Raw genomic sequence first — 20,231 nt, forward strand, 5'->3', positions numbered from 1 at the left:
CCTCAATTTTTCGGCATGACCGAAATACGATGTGTCGGTACATCCAGCACTCTTGATACTGCTTCCACAACCCATTCCTGTACAGTTGCTTGTTCGGCCCCTTTCGCAACGACAAGCACACCTCTTACTTCCGGCTTTCTCGTTTCCACCAGCAGCGGCACCTCTTGGTCACCCTGTCTGACGAGCACGACCTGCTGCTCCTCGTTTTCATCTTCCACGACTCGTTCACCGCCGTTTTGATCTGTCTCTTCAGAGGTCTGCCGGCCGATGATCAAGTTTTTTTCGTAGATTTTTTGGTGCGTGCTGTTCAGATTGACCATGACTTCCACTTCCGAAACACCTTTGATCTTTTCCAGCAGCCCGACTAGATCTTGTTCATATGCTGCTTCCAAATCAGCTGAAGAAGAGGAAGTGTCATTTTCTTTTTTGGCAAAAGTCTCTTCTGTATCCTCCTGTGCTGTATGCTGATCCTGCTGCGGTGTTTGTCCATCCGGCTCCTTCTGTTCTGTGAATAGGCCGCTTACGAGCAAAAGCAAAGCGCCAAGCAGCCCGATGATGACCAAATAACCAAGCTTTGTCGGTTTCCTGTTCTGGGAATCCTTCAGCTTCCATTGTTCCGAAAGCTTATCTAATAACTTTTTCATCCTGTCCCCCCTTTTTGGGTGACCTCAAGCGGCAGATCCTCGAGCTCCCAAATGTCAGCAAGATGGGATTTCACTCTCTCCAGTTCCTCCGTCTGCTCATTTGCTTCAATCGGATGGGAACTGTCGATGACTACGTCGCGGATTTCTCCTTCCGGTAAGTCCTGCTCGGTATCCTGCACCGTTACATGGATGGAATCGATTGCTTCGGCCGTTTCCTCATCCTCTCCCTCCTTAAAGGCGACTGCGATGTCCGTGATTTGCATATGAAATTTCTCTTGCAGCGTTGGATTTGCTTGGTCCTTTAATTGGACAGCCATCTGTTCCTCAATATATGCACGCTGTACGGAATCTATTTCACTTTTCTTTTGTTCGATCGAATTTTCCATGGATGGGGCATCTGTCAAAGCAGCAAAGCCGGCCATCGCTTCCTGTACCGCCCTGGTGGAATCGACTTGGAACAAGGCAAAGACAGGTTTAAGGAATAACAGCAGCAGCATCAGCCCCATCACCAATTTGACGTATTTGCGGATGTCTGTATCCGGCAGCACCATATCCAAAACAAAAGCAAGGAGGATGAACAGAATGATCTGCATCACCCAGGATTGCAATGTTTCCAAGTGATCAGCTCCTATCTCAGCATTAATGTGACATTGCTCGAAGCGACAATGATGACGATGGCAATAAAGAACATGAATGCGACAACGAGCAAGCAAGCGAAGATATACAGGATGTACTTACTCATCACCTGCATGGATTTGATTATCGGACCGTCACCCAGCGGCTGCAGCAGAGCGGCGGCTATCTTGTAAATCAGGGCGATGGCAAGAATCTTGATTGCCGGGAACAGGGCGATAGCCAAGACGATCAGTACCCCGACGATTCCGATGGCATTCTTCAAGAGGAGCGAAGCACTCAGCACCGTATCCGTTGCATCGGTGAACATACGGCCGATCACCGGGATGAAGTTGCCGGTGATGAATTTGGCTGTCTTCATCGCCACCCCATCCTGAACGGCCGTGACGGCACCCTGTACGGAAATGACACCAAGAAAGACGGAAAAGAAAATACCCAAAAGCCACAATCCGACATTTTTCAGTAAGTCAGCAAGCTGTGTGACAGGATATTCTTTGTTGATCGTACTGACCAGATGTAAAAGTGCACTCATGAGGAATAACGGAATGATGACTTTGGAGATCAGTAACCCACTGGCATGGATGAGGAACACGATGATCGGATGAAAGAAAGCGACAGCCGAAAGACTTCCGAATGATGCCATCAGCCCAAGGAGGAGCGGTATCAAGGCGAGCATGAAATCACTCATGCCATCGATGGCTTCCATCGTATAGCTAACCGATAAACGGAAGCTATTCAAAAGAAGTGTCAGCAGTACCATACAGACGATCAAATAGGCTACTTTACTGATGGAGCCTTTATTAAAGGCAGTCTGGATCGTCTGCAGGATGCTGCTGAAAAGCGTCAGGAGGATTAAAATCCCGAGCAGCTTGCCATTGAGTAGCAGTTCATACAGCAAATATTCAAAAAGCCCCTTCAGCCATGATTCGATGGAAATATCCCCTTGCTGCTGGATGAATTCCAGTAAGGAGCCTTTCTCCAATTCCGGGATATATTGTCCATATTTATCGGATAAAAGCTCCCAGTACCCGTTGATTTCCTCTGTCGGCAGGCCTTCAAAGGCTGTTACTGCCGCTTCCACTTCTTCTGACTGATTCGTCTCCCCGAAAGCTGCTGACGGATATACAAGTAAAGCGCTTAAAGCGAAAAGAATGACCAAGCAGCGTTTCAACATATCCAGCTCCTTATCCGCCCGGCATGAAACTGATTATTGTTTCGATGACTGCTGTCAGAATCGGGATGGCCACCGTGATGATGATGATTTTTCCGGCAAGCTCTATCTTTGCGGCAATGGCTGACAAGCCGGCATCCCGGGTCAAATGCGCCCCGAATTCCGTGATGTAGGCAATGCCGATGATTTTCAAAATCGTTTTGATATAAAGCCCCTCCACATTCGCCCTTTCACCCAGCTGCTCGATCAGGAGCAGGATGCCAGCGATTTTTTGCAGGATGAACAGGAAAATGATGATACCCGTCACCACGACAACAAAGAATGCAATGGAGGAATTCTGTTCCTTTACAATCAAGGCAAGCAAGCTTGCCACAATACCAATGGATACGATTATGATGATATCCATTTCGATCGCCTCATCCCTGGAATAAGAACACCGACTTGATCTGCTGGAATAACTCTGACAACTTGCCCAGGACGATGAGCAGCACAAGGATGAATCCCATCAGTGTCGTAAATTGTGCAATCTCTTCCTTCCCCATTTGCTTCAGCACTGTATGGATGATGGCAACGATCATCCCGATACCTGCAATTTGAAATAGAATCATTGCTTCTGAGAGCATAACGGACTCCTTTCCTAACTCGTTCAAATAAGCAGCAGCACGATAAGCAGTCCCGTCAGGAAGCCAAGGTTGCGAAACATTTTCCCATATCGCTGGTTTGCTTCTTCCGATTCCTCCAGCTCGCGTTCCAAATGGGTTCTGGCCAACTGGATATGTTTTTGCTGCTGCTCAAAATCATGCTGCCCGAGCGTACGGCCGAATTGCAGCCAGATATCCTTCTCAGCAGGTTTCAAGGCAGTGGTTCCTATCCAATTTTCTGTTGTCTCCTCCCAGCAGTCATACAATCCAGCCGGGTGCAGCTGCAGCTTATCCGAAAGAGAGCGGAAAAAAGAAGCTGCAGGCTGCGGAATTTGCTTAGCCAAATTATCACTGGTTTCGATGATGCTTGTCTGACTGTATAAGATTTCTGCCTCCATGACTTGCAGGCTGCTGATGAGCTGACGGATTTGCTTCGGTCGCTGCTGCAGTTTGCGGGATAGTTCAAACCCCGCCCAGGTTGCTGCTATGAGCACAAGGATCGCCCCTATCAGCTTCATCCGTTTACACCTGCCGGACTTGCTGTGTCGAGCAAAGCTTGTACCACTCCAGGTGAGGTGCCTTTCTTCAATATCACGATGCGTTCAAAGACCTTATGTTCAAACAGCGGTCGCAGGGATGGCCTGTGACGGATGGATTCCAAGCTGTCCCCATGGACACTGCAAACAATCGTCACACCTGCATGCAATGCCTCCATCAATGCTTGCACATCCCGTTCGCTTCCGATCTCATCTGCCACAATCACATCCGGGGACATCGACCGTATAAGCATCATCAATCCATCAGCCTTTGGGCACGCATCCATGATATCGGTTCTCCTTCCCAGGTCATGCTGCGGAACGCCGTTGATACTCCCCCCGATTTCGGACCGTTCATCGACGACTGCTGTTTTCAACGCCGGGTATTGCTGCCAGCCGGTGGATAGGGTACGGACAATATCGCGCAGAATGGTCGTTTTCCCGGACTTGGGCGGGCCTATGACAAGCGTGTGACGGCAGGAGCCATTGAAATGGTATAAGGATGGCATGATTTTATTCGCTGCACCCGGTTTTGCCTTCGCGATTCTTATATTGAAAGAAGATATATGCTTTAGCGCTTTGACCATTCCGCCTTCTGTGTTCACTTGACCGCTCAGTCCGATACGATGTCCGCCTGCAATGGTGATATATCCCTCCCGTAATTCATTTTCAAGTGCATATAAAGAGAAATCACTTAGTTGATTCAGCATGAAACGAGCATCATCCGCATTCATGAACGATGTTTCTATCCACTCGGTCGTGTCATCGAAGCATAACTCAAGCTGTTGATTCGTCCGGCATCGTATTTCCTGCAGCTTATTCCATCGATCCCCGATTTTTTCTGTTAACAGCGCTTGTAAAGGCGGTCGAAACAAGTTTTGGATTTCCTTCATAAGTTGTTCACCTCTGGCTTCGATTGGACATGTTGTCCATACTGTAATGTATGTGCCTCTTATTTGTTTATGCACAAAAAAGAGCCCCTCCCCAAGGTTGGGAAGAGACTCTTTCACGTTTGCTTATGCACGTGATACGTATTTACCATCGGATGTGCTGATGATCAGTACATCCCCTTCATTGATGAAGAAAGGAACTTGGACGCTCAAACCTGTTTCCAGGACAGCTGGCTTCGTACCGCCGCTCGCTGTATCCCCTTTGATGCCAGGTTCAGTTTCCACAACTTTCAATTCCACGTTGTTCGGCAGATCCACACCAAGTGTTTCGCCGCCATATGTCATCACGCTGATTTCCATGTTTTCTTTCAGGAATTTAAGTTCGTATTCGATCTGCGCTGTTTGAAGCTCCAGCTGCTCGAAAGACTCATTATCCATGAAAGTATGCGTATCACCAGCAGAATAAAGGTACTGCATTTTTTTGTGTTCGATATGCGCCCGGGAAACTTTTTCTCCGGCACGGAATGTTTTCTCCTGGATGTTGCCATTGCGCAGGTTGCGCAGCTTGGAACGGACGAAAGCCGCACCTTTACCAGGTTTTACGTGCTGGAAATCAAGTACCTGCCACAGGCCATTGTCTACTTCGATTGTAAGGCCCGTACGAAAATCGTTAACTGAAATCATTGTTTTCCTCCTTCGAAAACGGCTGTTACAAAGTAATTAAATCTTTGGTGGAGAACGTCAGGCGTTCGCTGCCATCCGCTGTCAGCACAAGATCATCTTCGATACGGCATCCGCCTACTTCAGGTATGTAGATCCCCGGTTCCACCGTCACGACCATACCCGGCTTCAGCACCGTGTCTGAGCGGAAGGATAAAGCTGGCGATTCGTGCACATCCATACCGAGTCCATGTCCGGTTGAATGCCCGAAGTATTGGCCATAGCCTTTTTCGCTGATGTAATCCCGTGTCAGTGCATCGGCTTCCTTACCAGTAATGCCTGGTTTCACCCCTGCTACTCCTCGAAGATTCGCCTCTAGTACTATATCATAAATCTCTCGTAATTTGTCACTTATCTCGCCTACTGCGAAAGTTCTGGTAATATCCGAGCAATATCCATTGTAAAGAGCCCCATAATCGAGTGTGACCAATTCACCCTTTTGAATCTCTTTTTCAGAAGCCACACCATGTGGCAAAGCGGAACGATAGCCTGACGCGACAATCGTATCGAAGCTGGATTGAGTCGCGCCCTGTTTGCGCATGAAGAACTCCAGCTCATTGGAAACCTCGATCTCCTTCATACCCGGTTTAACGAAAGTCAGGATATGTGTATAGGCAGCATCCGCAATCTCCGCAGCGGTTTTCATGATCTGCAGCTCTGCTTCTGATTTGATCAGACGCAATTCCTCGATCAACCCCGAAGCCGGGATGAGATCTGCTTTGACTGCATCCCGGAACTGCTGATACAGTGCGAAAGTGACATCTTCGTGCTCAAACCCGACCTGCTGCGCACCTTCTTTCAGCAGCTGGGCGGCAGTTTCGAGGACGATGGACTGTTTATGCTCGATGATTTCAAAATCAGGCGCTTGCTCGGCTGCCTGCTCGATATAGCGAAAATCGGTGATGAACAGCTGTTTGGCTTTGGTTATGACAAGAAGTCCCGCACTTCCGGTAAAGCCTGATATGTATCGGCGGTTCTGCCCACTCGTCACGATCAGTGCATCCAAATCCTTTTTTTCCATCAAAGCACGTAATTTCTCGAGTTTCTGCATTTGTTTCTTCCTCTCCCCTTCTTATTTCTCCAGCAGTGCCATAGCTGCATATCGATAGCCCTTGATACCCAGGCCGACGATCTGCGCTTTACACACGGATGCCAGCATCGAATGATGCCTGAACTCCTCCCGGGTATGGATATTGGAAATATGGACTTCTATCACCGGAATCGGGATACTGGCAATCGCATCCCTGATGGCAATGCTCGTATGTGTATAAGCAGCTGCATTGAGGATGATTCCGCTGCACGTGCGTCCCGCTTCCTGTATCTTATCCACCATCGCCCCTTCGTGGTTCGACTGAAAGTCTTCCAGCTCGTAATCAAAACTGTCCGTTACCTTCTTGACCTCCGCCACCACGTCCGACAATGTATGACTTCCATAAATACCAGGTTCCCTCGTGCCGAGTAAGTTCAAATTGGGTCCATTGATTAGCATTAAGCGATTCACTTTCTTCATCCTTTGGTTACATTATTTTAACTTTCACATAGTGTAACATAAGACGAAGATTTTGTGATTGAAAATTCGAAATGCTCATCCCTTCTCCTGATATGCCTCACTTTGCTGGTATTCAAAGCTGATACTGTATCCGATGAATACAGCATAAAGCAAATACAGGCACATTGTCGTTATATTTGTATCGCGATCGGCTTGAAGGGCACTATCCACTCCATGGATGATCGGCGCCAGCACAAGCTGGACAAGGACCCATAGTACCACGCCGAAGATCAAGCTAGGCATGATTCCTTTCTGCTGCTTCAAAAATAGGAAATACAGAAAAGCAATGAGAACCGAAAGGAAACCGACCAGGATTATGCTGATCAGTTCTCCGACCCATGTCTCGGCCCACGGCATCCATACCCATGAGCGCAGGACGAAATCCGCCACCGATAAATCGGTAAAATGAAAAAAGTAAGCTACCCAGGCAACCGCTGACCAGAGCACACCCCCGACGAATCCGGTCACGACCGCACTTCGGTTGAAACGGGATGCGGTTTTCCGATTTTGCTGCATATTCCTCACCTCATTACGTAGCATGCCTTGAATATACAATTTTAATCATGGCTGCCATCTAGTGTTCTCTGTATTTTTTTAGTAAAATAGAAGGAAATCGAAACGAGGCTGGTGAAATTATGTCAGATAAACAAACCAATACCTATGGCGGGCAAGCCGTCGTTGAAGGTGTCATGTTTGCGGGAAAAAACAGCTTCGTTACTGCCGTTCGCAGAAATGACGACAGCATTGATTACTTAACCGTCGAACGGAAAGATAACCCGAAACTATCCAAATTGAAAAAAATACCTATATTGCGGGGACTTGCAGCCATCGTACAGGCCAGCGCCAATGGAACGAAGCATTTGAATTTTTCTTCGGAGCGTTATGGTGTCAATCCCGAAGATGATGCAGATATCGTGCCTGAGGAGAAGAAATCCAGACTGGCAATGATCATCGGGATCGGTGCGGTGGGTGTGCTATCCTTCATTTTCGGAAAACTGATTTTCACACTCACCCCTGCATTAGTCGCGGATTTCTTCGAGAAATGGCTCCCTTCCCGCTTTGAACAAGTTGCACTGGAAGGATTCCTGAAGCTGATTCTGCTTCTTGCATACGTTTATCTTGTGTCATTGACACCAATAATTAAACGTGTATTCCAATATCATGGCGCCGAACATAAAGTGATCAATTGTTATGAAAACGGACTGCCGCTCACTGTCGAAAATGTACAGAAGCAATCCCGCCTGCATTATCGGTGCGGATCCAGTTTCATGCTGTTCACCGTCATAGTTGGTGTGATTGTATATATGTTCGTTGCAACGGATCCGCTATGGTGGCGCATGGTAAACAGGATCCTGCTCCTGCCGGTTGTCATCGGACTATCCTTCGAAGTGCTGCAGCTCACGAATAAGGTCAGGAATGTCCCTGTCCTTCGCTTCCTTGGATATCCCGGTTTATGGCTCCAGCTGCTTACGACAAAAGAGCCAAAGGATGACCAAGTGGAGGTTGCGCTCGCTTCTTTCAAAAAAGTGCTGGAAAATGATTCTGTACCGGTGAATAGTGGTATAAAGATAGTAAGATAACGAAACCATGTCTCCACCAAGGCATGGAAAGGAGGAAAATGGGTTGCGTAGATCTGGGTCTTCCATCATCGTTTTTGTTTTGATTGGGCTTGCTGCCATCGGCGTCGTCATGCAGCTCGTGACGAATCCAGGAGCATTCTTCCAGAATGTGCTCGTTTGGATTGGAGGTGCCGTCCTTTTCGGTGCAGTGCTTTATTTCATTCTTACACGCATGCGCGGCCGCGGCCCAGCTGGCGGCAGCAGCAGCGATATGCAGAAATATAAAAAGGCAGTGAAGCAGTCAAAACAAAAATACAAGCAGCCGAAAGCCCGTCCTGTCAATAAGCCAGCAAAATCTGCTGCCAGCATTAAAAAAGCATCTGCCTCAAAAAGAAAACGATCCATCAAAGATCGGTCCCGCGGTCCGCAGCTCCGTGTCATTGAAGGCAACAAACAGAAACGGAAAAAGTCGAGCATCTGATGCCCGACTTTTTTTATGGCCAGCGTTTCAGAAACTGCTCCGCCTTGTCCCTGCCGACTGCTATCAGCTTTTCCTTTTCAGCGGCAGAGATATGGAAATCGGCCATTCCGATGCCCTCCACCGGAATGAAAATGATATCTTTTGCGGTGTCCTGATTGATATGCCGCATATCATGCGCAACCTTCATCGTCTTGAAAAGCGCGTAAAATAAATCAAAGGATTGGTGGACCTTCTGCACTGGGATTTTCTGTACAGATTCACTCAGCTTCATCCCCAGGATCGGCCGTCTCAAGAGCCGGTCATCGCCCTCCAAGGTCCAAAGCGGAAAATTGCTCAGCAGCCCGCCATCCAGCAGCAGGCTTTTTTTCCGATTCCTATATATCAGTCTTGCCGGCATGAAAATGTACGGAATACCAGCACTCATCCGAATTGCCCGCGCCACCGGAAAACTGCCCCCGTCGATTCCATATGTCCCCGCCAGATCATCCGGGAACACGATCAATCGCCCGAGCGTGACATCGGCTGCAATCACTTTCAGTGTCTTTTGCTTCAAATCCTGGAATGTGTATACCTGCTTTTTGGCCAGGGCTTCGTATAGCCATCTTTCCAAGGCATTGCCCTTGTACAACCCCATCTTGAAATACAGTGTCAGCCAGTTGGCGAACGGGATGAACTTCGTCAGCTTGATGGGATCTGTGAATTTGCTGATATCCGTTTCCTGCAGCAAGGCCTCCAATTCTTCCCCGTCATAACCAGCTGCCAGCAAACCAGCAACAATCGCACCGGCAGAAGTGCCTGCAACATTCTCGAACTCGTATTTCTCCTTCTCCACCGCCTGAATGGCACCAATGAATGCGAACGCCTTCACACCGCCACCTGAAAAAACGCCGTCTATTTTCATTGAGCACGCTCCATGATGACTTTTTACTATACCTAATCAAGGAGCCGGTCTTTTAGAACAAAAAAACCATCCGAATTGGATGGCTGTTAAGACTTTTGGTCTTGCTGAACTTTGATTAATGCTTCTTGACGTCCTTTATCTTCCTGGAAGAATTGAACAAGATTGCCGATCCGTTCGATGGAATTCCAACTCAAGTGATGCTCGATCCCTTCTACATCATGGTAGATATTTTCTTCCTCGACACCAATGATCCGAAGAAAATCCTCCAAGAGTTCATGCCGGTAAACCAGGCGCTTGCCGACCCTCTCCCCTTTATCTGTAAGTATCAATCCCCGATATTTTTCATATTTCAGATATTCATCTTTATCCAGCTTCTGCACCATTTTCGTGACAGAAGAAGGATGGACCTGCAGATTCTCGGCTATATCCGAGACACGAGCGTATCCTTTTTGCTCCATCAATATGTAAATTTGTTCAATATAGTCCTCCATGCTGGGTGTAGGCATAAAACTCCTCCATTCAAACCACTGCGGCTTTTACATCTTTACATGATACACCTTTTCCATCAGACAAACAAGCCAACAAAGTTGAATCAGGACAAAAGTGTTACACTTACTTAAACGGCTGTAAAAATTCTTTGAAAATAAGTACATGATTGCTATAATATAAGCTGGAGTATCAGCAGATGGGGGAAATGACATGGAAGCAGTACTGGTTATCGGCATTGCACTCGTTGTATTCATTCTTTATAGTGTAATCCGTTATTTCATTCAGAAGAGACATTTAAAGACTCTTACAGAGGAAGAATTCAAAGCTGGCTACCGTAAAGCACAGCTGATTGATGTCCGTGAACCAAAAGAGTTCGATGGCGGACATATCCTGGGTGCCCGTAATATCCCGCTGACACAGCTTCGCTACCGTATGGCTGAGATCCGTAAGGACAAGCCAGTTTACTTATATGATCAAAACGGTACACGCACTGTCCGAGCTGCAGCAATGCTGCATAAAAAAGGATGTCAGGATCTTAATCAGCTTAAAGGCGGTTTCAAAGCCTGGAGCGGTAAAATCAAACGTAAAGGCGATTGAAAAGAGCTTTGCACATTGTGTGCAAAGCTCTTTTTTCATTCTGGGATATAGCGCAGGATAGGCTTTCTCGCAGCAGTCGTTTCATCCATTCTGCTCACGACTGTCGTATGCGGCGCCTCCTGGACGATTTCAGGATCATGCTCTGCATCTGCAGCAATTTCCAGCATCGTATCAATGAAACCATCCAATGTTTCCTTTGCTTCCGTCTCGGTCGGCTCGATCATCAGTGCTTCTTCGACGTTGAGCGGGAAGTAGATGGTCGGAGGATGGTACCCAAAATCAAGCAGTCGTTTCGCAATATCGAGTGTGCGGACACCCAGTTTTTTCTGTCTGCGTCCGGAAAGCACGAATTCATGCTTGCAATGCTGCGTATATGGCAAATCAAATGCTTCACTCAAGCGGCGCATCATATAATTTGCATTCAGCACAGCGTATTCACTCACCCGCTTCAACCCTTCCGGTCCCATTGTCCGGATATACGTATACGCACGGACATTGATACCGAAGTTGCCGTAATAAGGCTTCACGCGTCCGATGGAATCCGGGCGATTTTCGTCAAGGATGATTTCTTCCCCTTGCCTGCGAACGACCGGCTTTGGCAAAAAGGCCGCAAGCTCTTCAGAAACCCCGACTGGTCCGGAACCTGGACCGCCGCCGCCATGGGGACCGGTGAACGTTTTATGCAGATTCAAATGCACGACATCGAAGCCCATATCACCCGGGCGTGTATAGCCCATGATGGCATTCAGGTTGGCACCATCATAATACAGTTTACCGCCTGCTTCATGGACGATCTTGGCCATTTCCAGGATATCCTTTTCGAATAAACCCAGTGTATTCGGGTTTGTGAGCATCAGTGCCGCTGTATCTTCTCCGACGACACGACGCAAATCTTCCAAATCGACCAGTCCCTGTTCATTGGATTTGACCGTGACAGATTCAAATCCTGCCACTGTTGCCGAAGCGGGATTCGTACCATGGGCGGAATCCGGTACGATGACCTTGGTCCTCTGCGTCTCTCCGTTTTTCTCATGCAGCGCCCTGATCATCATCAGCCCAGTCCATTCCCCATGTGCTCCTGCAGCTGGCTGCAGGGAGACCTCATGCATGCCGGTGATTTCTTTCAGCTGCTCCTGAAGGTCAAACATGAGCTCCAGTGCACCTTGTGCCGTTTTGGGATCCTGATATGGATGTACGTGGCTGAAGCCTTCCATCCGGATGACATCTTCATTGATCTTCGGATTGTACTTCATCGTGCAGGAACCAAGCGGATAGAATCCGGAATCAACACCATAATTCCTCCGGGACAATGCTGTATAGTGCCGGATGATCTGAAGCTCGCTCAGCTCGGGCAGTGCAGCCGGTTCGGTACGGATGTAAGCCGGATCAAAGACTTCATTGATATCGGTTTCCGGCACATCAAGCGGCGGCAGGCTGTATCCTGTCCTTCCTGTCTTCGATAGCTCGAACAGCAATGGGAAATCAGTATTATTTTGCATGGAATGCCGCCACCTCTCTAACGAATGTATCAATCTGTTCCTTCGTACGCTGCTCCGTCACAGCAATAAGCATATGGTCCTTCCATCGATCATCCATCCGTCCCAAGTGATACCCCCCGATAAACCCTTGTGCAATCAGATGATCCTGCAATGCATCAAAATCCGTTTCCACCTTGATGACCAATTCATTGAAGAACGCGCCTTTAAACACAACTTCGAGACCATATGCTTCCAGCTGCTGCTTCATGTACAAAGCTTTCTGTACATTCAAGTGTGCCATCTCCGCAACGCCTTTTTTCCCCAAGGCGCTCATTGCCACAGATGAAGCCAGCGCATTCAGCGCCTGATTGGAACAAATATTCGATGTCGCCTTGTCCCGGCGGATATGCTGCTCCCGGGCTTGGAGTGTCAGGACGAAACCCCTTCTGCCTTCCTCATCCTTTGTCTGTCCGACAAGTCTTCCGGGCAATTTGCGCATCAGCTTGGCAGAGCTCGCAAAATATCCGCAATGCGGGCCGCCATATTGTGCCGGGATACCGAACACTTGCGTATCACCAACGACGATATCGGCCCCGAAGCTTCCTGGCGGTGTCAGGAAACCTAAAGCTAATGGATTGCTGGAAACGACCATCATCGCTTTTGGCTGTGCATCGATGATTTTTCGAATGTCAGCAAGCGGTTCGACCTGGCCGAAGAAATTCGGATATTGGATGATGACACTAGCTGTATCTTCATCCACCGCTTCTTCCAGCGCTTGCAAATCAGTCAATCCGTCCTTGAGCGGAATGGTGACAATCTCCAAGTGCTGCCCTCTTCCATAGGAATCGATCACTTGCCGTGATTCGGGGTGGACTGCTTCGGATACAATGATTTTTCTCTTTCTGGTATGCCCCGCGCTTAATGTCGCTGCCTCCGCAAGTGCTGTTCCGCCATCGTACATGGAACTATTGGCTACATCCATCCCTGTCAGCTCGGCAATCATGGTCTGAAATTCAAAAATGGCTTGCAGCTCCCCTTGGGAAATTTCAGGCTGATATGGCGTGTAAGCTGTATAAAACTCAGATCTCGAAATGACATGATCGACGATGGAAGGAATGTAATGATCGTACACACCTGCTCCAAGGAAGGAAGCATGTGTTTTCATCGTGACATTTCGATTGGCCAAAGCGGCAAGCTCCTCTTTCAATTCCCCTTCACTCTTCGGTTCCTTTATCCGAAGAGGCTCTTTGAGCCGGACCTCCTCCGGAATATCGGAGAAAAGCTCCTCCGTATCCTGCACACCTATCACTTGCAGCATTTCTTCTTTATCTTGGTCTGTCATTGGTAAGTACCTGAAATCCATGGCGTATCCCCCTATTTCCGCTTATAGAATGGTATTGCGACAACCTTGGCCTGCAATCTTTTTTTTCGGATTTGCACCTCCACAATATTTCCTTCTTCACAAGCATCCGCTTGCAGGAGGGCAAGACCGATTGATTTATCCAGCGTAGGTGATTTGGTGCCTGTTGTTACTTCACCAATCTGTACATCGCCTTTAAAAATCGGATATCCATGACGAGGGATTCCTTTATCCAGCATCTCGATACCGGCCAGCTTTCGCTCCGTTCCGTTCTCTTTTTGCTTTTTCAAGACTTCTTTGCCGATGAAGTCGGCGGACTTATTCGTTTTCACCGCAAAGCCGATGCCTGCTTCGACCGGTGTGATTTCTTTTGTCAATTCATTGCCGTATAAAGGCAAATTCGCTTCGAAACGCAATGTGTCCCTCGCACCCAGACCGATTGGCTGAAGATCATATTGCCCGCCTTTTTTTAACAGCAGTTCCCAGACAGCCTGGCCGCTTGCAGACGGTCCATAGATTTCAAAACCATCTTCGCCCGTATAGCCAGTGCGCGAAATCAGGAAATCCCCGTCTATCCCCTCCAGATTCACAGGATAAGCAAACCGGAAAAACGAAATTTCAGACAATTCCGTTCCTGTCAGCTGCTGAAGGATTTGCTCTGCCTTGGGTCCTTGGAGGGCAATCTGCATATAAGCCCCTGACTGATTTTCGATCTCCACGCCATCACGCTTATGGGTAAGCAGCCATTCGAAATCCTTTTCGATATTGGCAGCATTGACAACCAAAAGATAACAATCATCGTCCAGCATATAAACAATCAGATCGTCCACCGTTCCGCCATCCTCATAACACATGACGCTGTATTGCGCTTTGTTTGGAACAAGCAGTTCCAAGTCATTCGTCAGGACATACTGCAGGAAATCCTTACTCGCCGGCCCATGAACCAGGATCTCTCCCATATGGGAAACATCGAATAAGCCGGCAGCCTGCCGCACGGCATGATGCTCTTCCTGGATGCTGGTGAAATGGACCGGAAGCTCCCATCCGCCGAAATCGATCGTCTTGCTGTTTGCCTGATAAGCAGGATAAATCGGTGTTCTTTTCAACTCGCTCATCATCCTTCTCCTCTCTTTTGTACCTCGCAACGAAAAACAGAGCCACCTCGAAAAAACTTTGAGGGGCTCTGTCCATTTACCAGAAAGTTTCTTATCGTCCTTGGACCATAATTGCTTCTTGGGTGGCTCCCATTACGGAAGCACTCTCCAGAGTTGCGTCGTGCTGGAGTTCTTTTGCCTGAGAGATTCACTCAATATTTGCTCCTTCGGCGCCGCTTGCTGCGGTCTCTCCTCCAACATTCACTCGCGGTTTATGAAATTGTAAATCGCGGGCATACTAACAGACAATCAACCTATAAAAAAGCAAAATCCAAACATTCTAACAAAAAATATTGATAATGTTTGGTTTCAGCCCAATTATAACATAACAATTTTTGATTGTGTCTATCTTTTTTATGCTTTTTTCATGAAACTCCGAAGAATAAGGAGATGAGTTCACCATGCAAGCGGAAATACACGACGATGAACACTTCATCAATATGATGGATGAGGTACTGCAGAAAGAAGGAGAAACAGCATCCTGGGAGCATTTCCAAATGGCCTATACAGCTGCCAAAGAAACGAATATCGATACATTCACCGGCTTGGTCGCGCCCGGCTATCTGCCTCACATGACCTTCCACCCGCACCAGCTGGAAGCAAGCCGGCGGGTAGTCGAAGAGATGAATGGGCGCGCCATCCTTGCAGATGAAGTGGGGCTTGGTAAGACGATCGAAGCGGGTCTGGTATTGAAAGAATTGATGATACGCGGGTTGGTGAAAAAAGTGCTGCTGCTTGTGCCAGCATCCCTGGTCAATCAGTGGGTGAACGAATTGAATTCCAAGTTCCATATACCTGCCGCATCCCAGCGAAAGCAATATGTGTGGGAGCATTATGATGTGATCGTGTCCTCTATCGACTTGGCAAAACGCTCACCCCACCGTGAGATCATCTTGGAGCAAGACTATGATTTCGTACTTGTCGATGAAGCACACAAACTGAAGAACAGCCGAACAAAGAATTATGCCTTCATCCAGTCGTTAAAAAAGAAATATTGCCTGCTGCTGACAGCAACACCTGTCCAAAATAGACTGAGCGATATTTATAATCTCGTATCCTTGCTGAAGCCTGGCTACCTTGGCAGCTACAAGCAATTCAAAGATACATATGGAGATGATCGCAAAGATGCAGAAGAGCATCATTATCTGAAAGAACTCATCCGCAAAGTGATGGTCCGCAACCGCCGGGAGGAAACGGGACTGCAATGGACGAAGCGGAAAGTCGAGACCATTTGGATCGATTTCACCGAGGCAGAGCGCCGGGTGTATGAGAATATGCAGGATTCCACCAGCGCCGCAGCGACTTTCGCAAAAATCACCCTGCTCCGGGAGCTATGCAGCTCCAGGGAAGCTGCATATTTGTCCATGAAGAAAATGGTCGAGGAAAATCCGGAATCCGGCACTGCCTATCTGCCGCTCATGAAAGAAATCGAACAGCTGCCTCAGCATAGCAAGGCGTTAAAGGTTGTCGAGCTTATCAAGGCCGCCCCGCCCGGGGAGAAATTCATCATCTTTACCGAATATCGGGCAACGCAATTTTATTTGCAATGGACACTGAAGCAGCACGACATATCCTCCGTGCCTTTCCGGGGAGGATTCAAAGCCGGCAAAAAGGACTGGATGCGTGAGCTGTTCGAAAAGCACGCCCAGGTCCTGATTGCGACCGAAGCTGGCGGCGAAGGAATCAACCTTCAATTTTGCAGCAATATGATCAATTATGATCTGCCTTGGAATCCGATGCGGCTGGAACAGCGGATCGGCAGGATCCATCGTTTCGGTCAGCAAAAAGATGTGCAAATTTATAATTTTGCAGTACGTGACACATTGGAAGCACACATACTTGAATTGCTTTATAAGAAAATCAATTTATTCGAACGCGTGATCGGCAATCTCGACCATATCCTTGCCGAACTCCAGCTATCCGATATGGAAAAGGAAATCAAAAGGATCTTCGCTGATTCCCATTCGGATGGTGAAGTCAAAGTCAAGCTCGACAATCTGACTGCGGTCATCACCGAAACGGGACACCAGCTGGAAAGGGAGAAATTACATGGATAGACAAACACTTCATCGATTCCTGCGAAAATTTTTTGTATCGAATGGCTGTCAGCTGCTGGAGGAGAAGGACGGACTGCTTCGTTTCCTGCTTACCCCGGAGTTGGATGAAGAATTGATGAATCGGCCATTCTATTGGCGTTACAAGAAACGGCTCGGCCAGGAAGGCGAACCGATGGAGCTGACACTTCTGACCGATCCGAATCAATCAGCCGAGAAAGCCGAGCATATCCATTTCGGCAGCCCGCGCCTGCATAAGATTTTCCGGCTGATCCGGGAATCTGCCCAAGTGGCACGTCTGTACGAAAAAGTTGATTCAGCTTCCCGGACACCATTGTACCCGTGGCTCATCCGGAACATAAGCGTTCATTTTTCCGGTAAGCGCAAACGAACCGAAACGCACTCGGTAGGCTTGCAGCTCTTGAATGGGCAGCTTGTCACGAATTGGATGGAGAACTTCTCCCAGGTGGAATTCAAGCAGCAGATCAGCGATCAATGCTATTGCCTCTCCCCCATCATCCGATACCAAAGCGGCTACCAGCGGATCAGCAGCTATATGCATACGTATTTGGATGCACTTGATGATGGATGGATAAAGGAAACCGCAGACACACTCAAACAGGAAGAAGCTTTGCTTCAGCATTTCTTTGACCAAAGCAATCAAGGAGAAATGGAAGAGGAAATGCAGGAAGAAAGAGCAGCCTTGTACCAAAACGAGCTGGACGCCCTGCACAAACGACTCATCCCCTCCATCCGAATGGAAACGATCAATGCCGGCATTTTTTATCTTTCGGAAGAGACGACCCAAAAACTTCTACAAAAAAAAGAGGCCTGAACCTTGTCCGGGCCTCTTATCGTTTACGACGGAACAATAGCTTGAAAGCGAAAGGCAGGACGCCGAACCACTTTCCATGCAGCTGATGCTTTTCCTTATCCTTCGGTTTCTTTTTCTGCTTCGGTGCATCCATCTTTTTCACCAGCTCCTGCGTGACGAATCGGAAATAATCATTTGATGACAAATCCCATCCCTCCTTACTTTTTACTTGTAGCGTGACCAATTTCAATTCTTTCCATACAGCATGAAAAAAGATGCTTGAATTTTTCAAGGATATATCTTTTTTAAGCTTGCTCACATGGAAGATTACTGCATTTTCACGATATGACGGCTCTTTGACCTTGTAGTAATGTATCAGCCAAGGAGGTGACATACGTGCAGGATAGTCCTTTGCATTATGCAGAAAATCTGATGGAGGAAGCGATACAGCAGCAAGCCTCCGACATCCACTTTACGCCGGAGGCGAATGAAACTAGCGTTTATATACGCATCCATGGAAAACGCATCCTTCACAGCCGTCTATCGACCATGCATTTTCGCAAATTGATTGCATACTACAAATTTGTCAGCGGCATGGATATCGGAGAAATGCAAAAACCTCAGGACGGCGCGATGCCATTTTCCTATAAAGGCCAACAGCAATATTCCCTCCGGCTATCCACCTTGCCGCTTAAGAAAACAGAAAGCCTGGCCATAAGGATCCTCCCCCAAAGTGAAGCCCCTCTGCTCGACCAGCTGTTGTTATTCCCTTTTCAAATCCATAAGCTGCGGCAGCTGTTGATGGAAAATACCGGAATACTATTGTTCACCGGACCCACCGGCAGCGGCAAGACGACGACAATGTATGCACTGCTTCAGGATTTATTGCAAATGAAAGCATATCAGGCTATCACTTTGGAGGACCCGATTGAAAAAAGAATGGAGAATATGCTGCAAGTGCAAGTGAATGAAAAGGCAGGCCTTACCTACCAGGCAGGGTTGAAAGCGGCTCTGCGTCATGATCCTGATGTGCTGATGATCGGGGAAATCAGGGATGAATCCACCGCAAGTTTTGCATTTGAAACAGCAAGGACAGGGCACCTGGTCATCAGCACCCTGCATGCAAAAGATGCGGCGGGCGCCATTCATCGTTTAAGAGAAATGGGCCTACCAGAAGCGGATTTACACCATACCTTGATCGGTGTAGCTTCACTGGAGCTTCTCCCCATCACTGTGCCCCACCCTTCCCGTGCTGCCATCATGGAGCTGGCAGACTCTGCTCAAATCGGCTGCTTGCTGAAATCGTACAATACCTCTTTCCTGACATTTGCTGAACTTAGGAGGAAAGCCTATGCATATGGCTTTATCACGAAAGAAACTTATCAGATTCAGGAAGGGAGACAGACTGCTGTCCCTTGAACAGCAGACGCACTTCCTTCAACAGCTTCATCGAATGCGATTGAAAGGCTATGATATGGCCCATTCACTTGATTTCCTGCACTGGCAGCCGCAATGGCAATCAGTGACTCAAAAATTACGTGAAGGTTTACAGCAAGGTCTGCGGCTGGATGAAGCCTTCTCCCATGCTCGCTTTTCACCTTTCATCGTCATCCATATTTACGTGGCCCATCACGATGGGAACCTGGAAAATGCATTGGAAAGAAGCTACACCACTTTACAGAAACAGATGCAGCAGCTGGCGAAGTTCAAAAAAGTCACTCGTTATCCAGTTTTTCTCCTAATCAGTATCCTATTGCTTCTGTTATTCGTGAAGCTTTACGTCTATCCATCTTTTCTCTCCCTCTTCGCTTATTCAACCGAGTCTGCGAACCTTCTTGGCTTCTTTTCCAGTTTGGTGAATGTATTCTTGTATGGAAGCCTAGCCTTAGGAGCGATCGGGATCTGTCTATTCCTCTCCCAAGATCACCTCCGAAAACGATTACCATCAGAAAAGAAACGTTATTATCTGGAAAACGTGCCTGGTATGCATCGCATTGCCCGTACACGGATAAGCTTTCAGTTTGCCATCCAGCTTGGCAACCTCCTTACAGCAGGACTTTCACTATATGAAAGTCTCCAGCTGCTGTCTAAGCAGCAATATCATGACATGCTGCGGCTGTATAGCAGCACTTTGCTGGCCCACCTGTCTTCCGGCCGGACGATGGACGAGTGTCTGCCTAGCTTCACGCTGCTTGATCGGCAGCTTCAGGGCATCCTTTTAAATCAAGCCGATGTATCTTCTCAAGCGAAGGATCTTTTGATGTATGCGGAAATCATGACTTCCAAAATGGAGGAACGAACGAAGACTTTTCTTCATCTCCTGCAGCCCATTCTGCTTGGTATCATGGCAATATGCATCATCATCGTTTATTTATCTTTGCTGCTTCCCATGTTCCAGATGGTCCATACATTATAGGAAGAGGTGATCTAATGCGAAACGAAAAGGGATTCACATTGGTCGAAATGCTTATTGTCTTACTCGTCATTTCCGTTTTGATGATCCTTATCGTGCCGAATCTGGCCGATAAGAACGACCGTGTCCAATCACAGGGCTGCGAAG

General features: G+C 47.8%; 25 protein-coding genes and 1 riboswitch. Of the genes, 8 read left to right on the forward strand and 17 right to left on the reverse strand.

The features are described from left to right. Positions 1-2: 2 nt before the first annotated feature. From spoIIIAG to CHH53_RS06855, 11 genes are all read right to left on the reverse strand, one after another. Positions 3-644, reverse strand: coding sequence for a stage III sporulation protein AG (gene spoIIIAG / locus CHH53_RS06805; protein WP_095215364.1), 642 nt, complete (start codon positions 642-644; stop codon positions 3-5). Then, entirely contained in the window at positions 641-1,261 is a 621-nt protein-coding gene (spoIIIAF, locus tag CHH53_RS06810; RefSeq protein WP_095215365.1) for a stage III sporulation protein AF, read from the reverse strand. The genes spoIIIAG and spoIIIAF overlap by 4 nt, the downstream gene beginning before the upstream one ends. A gap of 11 nt (positions 1,262-1,272) precedes the next feature. Then, positions 1,273-2,451 (reverse strand): stage III sporulation protein AE, encoded by a 1,179-nt coding sequence (gene spoIIIAE / locus CHH53_RS06815; RefSeq protein WP_095215366.1) that lies wholly within the window; start codon positions 2,449-2,451, stop codon positions 1,273-1,275. A gap of 10 nt (positions 2,452-2,461) precedes the next feature. After that, complete coding sequence (spoIIIAD, locus tag CHH53_RS06820) at positions 2,462-2,854, reverse strand: stage III sporulation protein AD (RefSeq protein ID WP_093728497.1); 393 nt, start codon at positions 2,852-2,854, stop codon at positions 2,462-2,464. Between the two features lie 10 nt (positions 2,855-2,864). Continuing rightward, complete coding sequence (gene spoIIIAC / locus CHH53_RS06825) at positions 2,865-3,071, reverse strand: stage III sporulation protein AC (RefSeq protein WP_093728496.1); 207 nt, start codon at positions 3,069-3,071, stop codon at positions 2,865-2,867. A 23-nt stretch (positions 3,072-3,094) separates the two neighbouring features. Continuing rightward, positions 3,095-3,607: a stage III sporulation protein SpoIIIAB gene (gene spoIIIAB, locus CHH53_RS06830; RefSeq protein WP_095215367.1), complete on the reverse strand. Its 513-nt coding sequence runs from the start codon at positions 3,605-3,607 to the stop codon at positions 3,095-3,097. Then, a complete protein-coding gene (gene spoIIIAA, locus CHH53_RS06835) occupies positions 3,604-4,518 on the reverse strand; it encodes a stage III sporulation protein AA (protein WP_095215368.1) in 915 nt (304 codons plus the stop codon). Before spoIIIAA ends, spoIIIAB begins: the two co-directional genes overlap by 4 nt. Before the next feature lie 123 nt (positions 4,519-4,641). Further along, positions 4,642-5,199, reverse strand: a complete 558-nt coding sequence (gene efp / locus CHH53_RS06840) for an elongation factor P (RefSeq protein ID WP_095215369.1) — start codon at positions 5,197-5,199, stop codon at positions 4,642-4,644. 25 nt (positions 5,200-5,224) lie between these two features. Continuing rightward, positions 5,225-6,286, reverse strand: coding sequence for a M24 family metallopeptidase (locus CHH53_RS06845; RefSeq protein ID WP_095215370.1), 1,062 nt, complete (start codon positions 6,284-6,286; stop codon positions 5,225-5,227). A 21-nt stretch (positions 6,287-6,307) separates the two neighbouring features. After that, complete coding sequence (gene aroQ / locus CHH53_RS06850) at positions 6,308-6,736, reverse strand: type II 3-dehydroquinate dehydratase (protein ID WP_143594475.1); 429 nt, start codon at positions 6,734-6,736, stop codon at positions 6,308-6,310. An 84-nt stretch (positions 6,737-6,820) separates the two neighbouring features. Continuing rightward, positions 6,821-7,300: a YqhR family membrane protein gene (locus tag CHH53_RS06855; protein ID WP_158221504.1), complete on the reverse strand. Its 480-nt coding sequence runs from the start codon at positions 7,298-7,300 to the stop codon at positions 6,821-6,823. Between the two features lie 119 nt (positions 7,301-7,419). Between CHH53_RS06855 and CHH53_RS06860 the strand changes: the two genes are divergently transcribed. Together CHH53_RS06860 and CHH53_RS06865 are read left to right on the forward strand one after the other, a co-directional pair. Then, positions 7,420-8,364, forward strand: a complete 945-nt coding sequence (locus tag CHH53_RS06860; RefSeq protein ID WP_095215373.1) for a DUF1385 domain-containing protein — start codon at positions 7,420-7,422, stop codon at positions 8,362-8,364. Positions 8,365-8,407: 43 nt separating this feature from the next. Beyond that, a complete protein-coding gene (locus CHH53_RS06865) occupies positions 8,408-8,824 on the forward strand; it encodes an SA1362 family protein (protein ID WP_233134890.1) in 417 nt (138 codons plus the stop codon). A gap of 13 nt (positions 8,825-8,837) precedes the next feature. Here CHH53_RS06865 and CHH53_RS06870 read toward each other — a convergent pair whose 3' ends face one another. Next, positions 8,838-9,725, reverse strand: coding sequence for a patatin-like phospholipase family protein (locus CHH53_RS06870; protein ID WP_095215375.1), 888 nt, complete (start codon positions 9,723-9,725; stop codon positions 8,838-8,840). A gap of 86 nt (positions 9,726-9,811) precedes the next feature. Continuing rightward, positions 9,812-10,231 (reverse strand): transcriptional regulator MntR, encoded by a 420-nt coding sequence (gene mntR / locus CHH53_RS06875; RefSeq protein WP_095215376.1) that lies wholly within the window; start codon positions 10,229-10,231, stop codon positions 9,812-9,814. 193 nt (positions 10,232-10,424) lie between these two features. On the opposite strand from mntR, the gene CHH53_RS06880 reads away from it, so the two are divergent. After that, the gene (locus tag CHH53_RS06880) at positions 10,425-10,811 is read left to right on the forward strand and encodes a rhodanese-like domain-containing protein (protein WP_095215377.1); all 387 of its coding nucleotides are present in this window, start codon (positions 10,425-10,427) and stop codon (positions 10,809-10,811) included. 35 nt (positions 10,812-10,846) lie between these two features. Here the strand turns inward: CHH53_RS06880 and gcvPB are convergent, their stop codons facing one another. From gcvPB to gcvT, 3 genes are read right to left on the reverse strand one after another with little or no spacing between them, the layout of a single operon-like run. Then, on the reverse strand, positions 10,847-12,310 hold the full coding sequence (gene gcvPB, locus CHH53_RS06885; protein ID WP_095215378.1) for an aminomethyl-transferring glycine dehydrogenase subunit GcvPB: 1,464 nt from the start codon (positions 12,308-12,310) through the stop codon (positions 10,847-10,849). Beyond that, on the reverse strand, positions 12,300-13,652 hold the full coding sequence (gene gcvPA, locus CHH53_RS06890; RefSeq protein WP_095215379.1) for an aminomethyl-transferring glycine dehydrogenase subunit GcvPA: 1,353 nt from the start codon (positions 13,650-13,652) through the stop codon (positions 12,300-12,302). Before gcvPA ends, gcvPB begins: the two co-directional genes overlap by 11 nt. An 11-nt stretch (positions 13,653-13,663) precedes the next feature. Next, a complete protein-coding gene (gene gcvT, locus CHH53_RS06895; RefSeq protein ID WP_095215380.1) occupies positions 13,664-14,764 on the reverse strand; it encodes a glycine cleavage system aminomethyltransferase GcvT in 1,101 nt (366 codons plus the stop codon). A 156-nt stretch (positions 14,765-14,920) separates the two neighbouring features. Further along, positions 14,921-15,008: riboswitch (glycine riboswitch) on the reverse strand. 196 nt (positions 15,009-15,204) lie between these two features. Here gcvT and CHH53_RS06900 point away from each other — a divergent pair. Next, entirely contained in the window at positions 15,205-16,860 is a 1,656-nt protein-coding gene (locus CHH53_RS06900; RefSeq protein WP_095215381.1) for a DEAD/DEAH box helicase, read from the forward strand. After that, positions 16,853-17,692 carry a YqhG family protein gene (locus tag CHH53_RS06905; RefSeq protein WP_095215382.1) on the forward strand — a complete coding sequence of 280 codons (840 nt, stop codon included), beginning with the start codon at positions 16,853-16,855 and terminating at the stop codon, positions 17,690-17,692. The genes CHH53_RS06900 and CHH53_RS06905 overlap by 8 nt, the downstream gene beginning before the upstream one ends. A 16-nt stretch (positions 17,693-17,708) precedes the next feature. On the opposite strand, the gene CHH53_RS06910 is transcribed toward CHH53_RS06905, so the two are convergent. After that, entirely contained in the window at positions 17,709-17,876 is a 168-nt protein-coding gene (locus CHH53_RS06910; protein ID WP_095215402.1) for a YqzE family protein, read from the reverse strand. Positions 17,877-18,067: 191 nt separating this feature from the next. On the opposite strand from CHH53_RS06910, the gene comGA reads away from it, so the two are divergent. From comGA to CHH53_RS06925, 3 genes are all read left to right on the forward strand, one after another. After that, positions 18,068-19,090, forward strand: a complete 1,023-nt coding sequence (comGA, locus tag CHH53_RS06915) for a competence type IV pilus ATPase ComGA (RefSeq protein WP_233134895.1) — start codon at positions 18,068-18,070, stop codon at positions 19,088-19,090. Beyond that, positions 19,023-20,087, forward strand: coding sequence for a type II secretion system F family protein (locus tag CHH53_RS06920; RefSeq protein ID WP_095215383.1), 1,065 nt, complete (start codon positions 19,023-19,025; stop codon positions 20,085-20,087). The genes comGA and CHH53_RS06920 overlap by 68 nt, the downstream gene beginning before the upstream one ends. Before the next feature lie 14 nt (positions 20,088-20,101). Further along, a partial coding sequence (locus CHH53_RS06925) for a competence type IV pilus major pilin ComGC (RefSeq protein WP_143594476.1) occupies positions 20,102-20,231 on the forward strand: 130 nt, incomplete at its 3' end.

Source organism: Terribacillus sp. 7520-G (genome assembly GCF_002271665.1).
Lineage (GTDB): Bacteria > Bacillota > Bacilli > Bacillales > Amphibacillaceae > Terribacillus.